We start from the raw sequence: 5,664 nt of genomic DNA, 5'->3' as shown, positions 1-5,664 counted from the left end.
ATTACAGTCTGTACATAGAGTATTTTATAACCTATGCCATATAGCAATTATTAAAGCCACTCCAATATACCGTTCAGTTCCCCTGATTTCCGAACTAAATATGGAAATACACATGACAGTTTAATGGCAAAGGTGTTCTTCCTTCTCTACACCACTATCCACCTCGTAAATGGCTGAAGGGGAGTCAATGTGATGGTATGATTACAGATATTCGTGTCTGAGATTGTCTCTGACTCCATAATTCGAAGGTTACAGTTATGATCATCGTTACCGGCGGCGCGGGCTTTATCGGCAGCAACATCGTTAAATCCCTGAATGATAAAGGCATCACCGATATCCTGGTGGTGGACAACCTGAAAGATGGCACCAAGTTTGTGAACCTGGTGGATCTGGACATTGCTGACTATATGGATAAGGAAGATTTCCTGATCCAGATTATGGCAGGGGAAGAGCTCGGCGATATCGAAGCCGTTTTCCATGAAGGCGCATGCTCCTCTACGACAGAGTGGGATGGCAAGTATATGATGGACAACAACTATCAATACTCCAAAGAGCTGCTGCATTATTGCCTGGAGCGCGAAATTCCGTTCCTGTATGCATCTTCCGCGGCAACCTACGGCGGCCGCACATCCGATTTTATTGAATCTCGTGAATACGAGAAACCATTGAATGTTTATGGTTACTCCAAATTCCTGTTTGATGAATACGTACGCCAGATCCTTCCAGAAGCCAATTCGCAGATTGTAGGCTTCCGCTACTTTAACGTTTACGGGCCACGCGAAGGTCACAAAGGCAGTATGGCGAGTGTCGCATTCCATCTGAACACTCAGCTCAATAACGGTGAAACGCCGAAACTGTTCGAAGGCAGCGAAAACTTCAAACGCGATTTCGTCTATGTTGGCGATGTGGCTGCCGTTAATTTGTGGTTCCTCGAAAATGGTGTTTCCGGCATCTTTAACCTGGGAACAGGCCGTGCGGAATCCTTCCAGGCCGTAGCGGATGCAGCTCTGGCTTACCATAAAAAAGGCGACATCAAATACATTCCGTTCCCGGAAAAACTGAAAGGTCGCTATCAGGCGTTTACTCAGGCTGATCTGACTAACCTGCGTGCGGCTGGCTACGACAAGCCGTTCAAGACCGTGGCCGAAGGCGTAACGGAATATATGACCTGGCTGAACCGCGACGCGTAAGGCAGGCAATCTATGAGGATTCTGGTGATTGGCCCGTCCTGGGTAGGCGACATGATGATGTCGCAAAGTCTCTATCGCACGCTCAAGGCGCGCTATCCCCAGGCGATAATCGACGTGATGGCACCGGCATGGTGCCGTCCGTTGTTATCGCGGATGCCGGAAGTCAATGAAGCGATCCCGATGCCGCTGGGTCATGGAACACTGGAACTTGGCGAGCGGCGCAAACTCGGACACGGTTTGCGTGAAAAACGTTATGATCGCGCTTACGTGCTACCAAACTCGTTTAAATCGGCGCTCGTCCCCTTTTTTGCTGGTATTCCACATCGTACGGGCTGGCGCGGCGAGATGCGCTACGGCCTGCTTAACGATGCGCGTGTGCTCGATAAAGAGGCCTGGCCATTGATGGTCGAGCGCTACGTGGCGCTGGCTTACGACAAAGGCGTGATGCAGACGGCAAAAGATTTGCCACAACCTCTACTCTGGCCGCAATTGCAGGTTAGCGAAGGGGAAAAATCACTCACCTGCAACGAATTTGCACTTTCAACTGAACGTCCGATCATCGGCTTTTGTCCTGGCGCTGAATTTGGTCCGGCAAAACGTTGGCCACACTATCACTACGCGGAACTGGCAAAACAGCTCATTGATGAAGGCTATCAAATTGTCCTGTTTGGCTCGGCGAAAGATCATGAGTCCGGAAACGAGATTTTGGCGGCTCTGAATACCGAGCAACAGGCATGGTGCCGGAATCTGGCTGGCGAAACACAGCTCGAACAGGCGGTCATATTGATTGGCGCGTGTAAGGCTGTCGTCACCAACGATTCTGGTTTGATGCATGTGGCAGCAGCGCTGAACCGTCCGCTGGTCGCACTTTATGGTCCAAGCAGTCCGGATTTCACTCCGCCACTTTCACAGAAAGCTCGCGTGATCCGCCTGATTACGGGTTATCACCGGGTGCGGAAAGGAGACGCGGCAGAAGGGTATCACCAGAGCCTGATCGATATTACACCAGAGCGTGTACTGGAAGAACTTAACAGTCTGTTGTTACAAGAGGAAGCCTGACGAATGCGGGTTCTGATCGTCAAAACATCATCGATGGGTGATGTGTTACATACGCTTCCTGCGCTCACTGATGCACAGCAGGCTATTCCAGGAATTCGCTTTGACTGGGTAGTAGAAGAAGGGTTTGCACAGATTCCGTCATGGCACGCTGCGGTTGACCGGGTGATCCCGGTGGCGATTCGCCGCTGGCGAAAAGCCTGGTTTTCTGCCGCCATTAAAGCTGAACGCAAAACCTTCCAGGCGGCAGTACAAGCACAACATTATGATGCCATTATTGATGCGCAGGGGCTGGTGAAAAGCGCGGCTTTGGTTACTCGTCTGGCACGTGGCATTAAGCATGGTATGGACTGGCAGACAGCACGCGAACCGCTGGCCAGCTTATTTTACAACTGCCGCCATCATATTGCTAAACAGCAGCATGCAGTAGAGCGCACCCGCGAACTGTTCGCCAAAAGTCTGGGTTACAACAAGCCCCAGACTCAGGGTGATTATGCTATTGCACAGCATTTCCTAACCTTCGGAAATACGGATGAACAACCCTATGCCGTATTTTTGCATGCCACAACGCGCGATGATAAGCACTGGCCGGAGGCAAACTGGCGGGAATTAATTGGCCTGCTAAGCCAATCAGATGTTCGTATTAAATTGCCGTGGGGTGCACCTCACGAAGAGGCCCGGGCGAAGAGACTGGCAGAAGGGTTTGATTACGTAGATGTTTTACCGCGTATGAGTCTGGAAGATGTCGCACGTATATTGGCGGGGGCTGCTTTTGTTGTATCGGTTGATACGGGACTGAGTCATCTGACTGCCGCGCTAGACCGTCCAAATGTTACGCTATACGGCCCAACGAATCCTGGGTTAATTGGTGGCTATGGAAGAAACCAGGTAGAGTGCCGTTCCGCAAGCAGAAACCTTACCGATTTGCCTGCTTCTGCCGTATTTAAACAATTATTTTCAAACTTATAAGCTTTTGCAAACAGACATCGGAGAAAAGATGGCTCTTACATTGTTTTTTTCCAACGAGAAAAAAAACTGGAAATCATACTGGAATAGGGTACTTATATTCTTGTTGATCGCCACCTATTTCTTAGGCGGCATTACACGCTATAAACATCTCATCGTCATTCTTATGACGATCACAACTGTTGTTTATCTTTGTAAGCAACCAAAACATTATTTATCTATTTTCAAAACATTCCTTTTCGGCAGTATTTTATTTCTTACCATAGCAGTACTTCTTTCGCTATTTCAGACTCCAGATTTAAAAGCAAGTCTGAAAGAAATTAACAACTCTGTCATCGAAAATATGTTGCTGTATACTATTGCTATTCCCGTGTTATTAAGAGATGAGAAAGTAGAGTATATTTCAAAATTCATTTTCATCTCTCTTCTCACCTCGTTAAGTTTACGATGCTTGTCTGAACTCGTCTTTTATATTAAGGATTTTCAGAATGGTGTTTTGCCATTTATCGATTACAGGCATCGTAGCATCTCAGATTCATTAGTCTTTTTGTTCCCGGTTCTTCTGAATCTGTGGTTATTTAAATCAACAAAGCATCGAATCGCTTTTATTATTTTTAGTGCAATCTATCTTTTCCTGATGTTGGGTACTCTTTCTCGTGGAGCATGGCTCTCAGTCTTAATCATTGGACTGGCGTGGGTAATGATGCATAAAAAATGGAAAATGCTGACTGTAGGAATGATTCTCGCAGCTCTGGCGGCGACGGCTATTTTCTCTCATAAAGAAATGTCGGCAAAATTAGCCTTTAAACTCCACCAGACAGACAGTTCATATCGATATGCAAATGGTACTCAGGGCAGTGCCATGGAACTTATACTCGAAAATCCGGTGATTGGCTATGGCTTTGGTAATAACGCCTATAAAACGGTCTATAACAGTCGAGCCGTAGATTATCCATTATGGAAATTTAGAACCTCAATCGGCCCCCATAACCTCGCATTGTTTGTCTGGTTTGGCACAGGTCTTCTTGGATTGGCCGGGTTGCTACTTGTTTACGCAGCAATAGTAAAAGAAACTGTGTCAAAGGCGTTTAAAGAGGGTCGAGACTCTCCCTATAATGCACACATGATTATACTGTTATCTTTCTTCGGGTATTTTATTATTCGTGGAAACGTTGAACAGATCGAATTGGATAACCTGGGTATTCTTGTTGGCCTGTTGCTTGCCATGAAGAAATAACTCAGGATTCTCTCAATAAAAAAGGCTACCTAATGTAGCCTTTTTTTATTTCAGTCAAACCAATGATGGATAACATCCTCGAATCGCTGAGTCACACTCGTCCAACTGTAATGGTCAAAAACATACTGTTGCCCGCGTTTCGCAATAGTCGATATTTCGCTGTCATGCAGTACGCGCTCAATATCCTCCGCAATAGTTTCTGCGGTCATAGGTTCTCTTAAGTGATAGCCAGTATCTTTGTTTTTAACAAACTCAACCATCCCTCCACGCGTACTCACCAACACGGGTTTACCTGCCCCCATGGCTTCTATTGCAACCATGCAGAAAGGTTCCTGAAATTGAGAGGGGATCACAACTAAATCACCAAGTGGATAGTAGCGATGCATTTTTTCAGGAGCGATACTTCCCAACATAATACAGTTATCTGCCAAACGCTCTGCGATTTCGCGAACTTCACGCTGATAAGCCCCTTTATCGCTTTTACTGACTTCCATATGATCGCCAACCACCACCAATTTAAAGTTCGGGTGCGACTCAACAAGTTTTTCAAATGCCTGTAAAAGCAGTAATACACCTTTATCCGGTACAATACGCCCTGCGTAAAATATCACCTTATCTTCGGGGGCGATATTTAGCTCTGTTCTGGAGATTGGTTCATAATCTGATTGATAAATTTGCAGATTAATTCCATTAGGAACAATTGCAATATCAGCGTCTGGGAGATATGAATGATAGTAGTTTTTTAAAAACAAACTGGGAACTATCATCTTAATATTCTTCTCCAATCCTTTGGGCTCGAACGCATTATGCATATGTATCACGACATTTGCCTGAGGGGCTCGCTGGCGAATCTGTCGATACAGTTTCATGCTGTTGTGTACAGCAATAACACTTTTATCAGTGATAGCAAAATCTTTAGCAACATTTAATATGCGCTGAGAGTAAGGTAAAGGATCCAATCGGGTCCATTTCTGAAAGATTCGCTTATATATTCGACTAAATCCAATACGGTGAATAGAGCAACTATCACTTACCTGTGAATAATCAGTATACCCTTCATTTTTAATACAAACGATACGGTTTGGAATACTGGTAGTTTGCGCAACCTGATACATCCATGTTTCAACTGCAGCCGCACCACGTGGTGGTATAGAGAAAATCGGAGTAACCGTAAAGATGACTTTATCAATCATATAAAATCAACCCTTCATTAAG

Annotated in this window: 5 protein-coding genes; 4 read left to right on the top strand and 1 reads right to left on the bottom strand. The window is 45.7% G+C overall.

All coding sequences use genetic code 11. From position 1 onward, the window contains the following. The first annotated feature begins 257 nt into the window (after window positions 1-257). The 4 genes from rfaD to rfaL are packed head-to-tail and all read left to right on the top strand — an operon-like array spanning window position 258 to window position 4,449. Window positions 258-1,190, top strand: coding sequence for an ADP-glyceromanno-heptose 6-epimerase (rfaD, locus tag NNO04_RS22010; RefSeq protein ID WP_271446473.1), 933 nt, complete (start codon window positions 258-260; stop codon window positions 1,188-1,190). 12 nt (window positions 1,191-1,202) lie between these two features. Next, a complete protein-coding gene (gene rfaF, locus NNO04_RS22005; protein ID WP_271446472.1) occupies window positions 1,203-2,249 on the top strand; it encodes an ADP-heptose--LPS heptosyltransferase RfaF in 1,047 nt (348 codons plus the stop codon). Between the two features lie 3 nt (window positions 2,250-2,252). Then, window positions 2,253-3,215 (top strand): lipopolysaccharide heptosyltransferase RfaC, encoded by a 963-nt coding sequence (gene rfaC, locus NNO04_RS22000; protein ID WP_271446471.1) that lies wholly within the window; start codon window positions 2,253-2,255, stop codon window positions 3,213-3,215. Window positions 3,216-3,243: 28 nt separating this feature from the next. Beyond that, complete coding sequence (gene rfaL, locus NNO04_RS21995; protein ID WP_271446470.1) at window positions 3,244-4,449, top strand: O-antigen ligase RfaL; 1,206 nt, start codon at window positions 3,244-3,246, stop codon at window positions 4,447-4,449. A gap of 50 nt (window positions 4,450-4,499) precedes the next feature. On the opposite strand, the gene NNO04_RS21990 is transcribed toward rfaL, so the two are convergent. Beyond that, window positions 4,500-5,642 (bottom strand): lipopolysaccharide N-acetylglucosaminyltransferase, encoded by a 1,143-nt coding sequence (locus NNO04_RS21990; protein ID WP_271446469.1) that lies wholly within the window; start codon window positions 5,640-5,642, stop codon window positions 4,500-4,502. Window positions 5,643-5,664 lie beyond the last annotated feature (22 nt).

Origin of the sequence: Citrobacter sp. Awk 4, assembly GCF_028069725.1 — a bacterium.
Classification (GTDB): Bacteria; Pseudomonadota; Gammaproteobacteria; order Enterobacterales; family Enterobacteriaceae; genus Citrobacter_D.
Note: the sequence above shows the minus strand (reverse complement) of the source record. Positions and strands in the feature narration are given on the sequence as shown.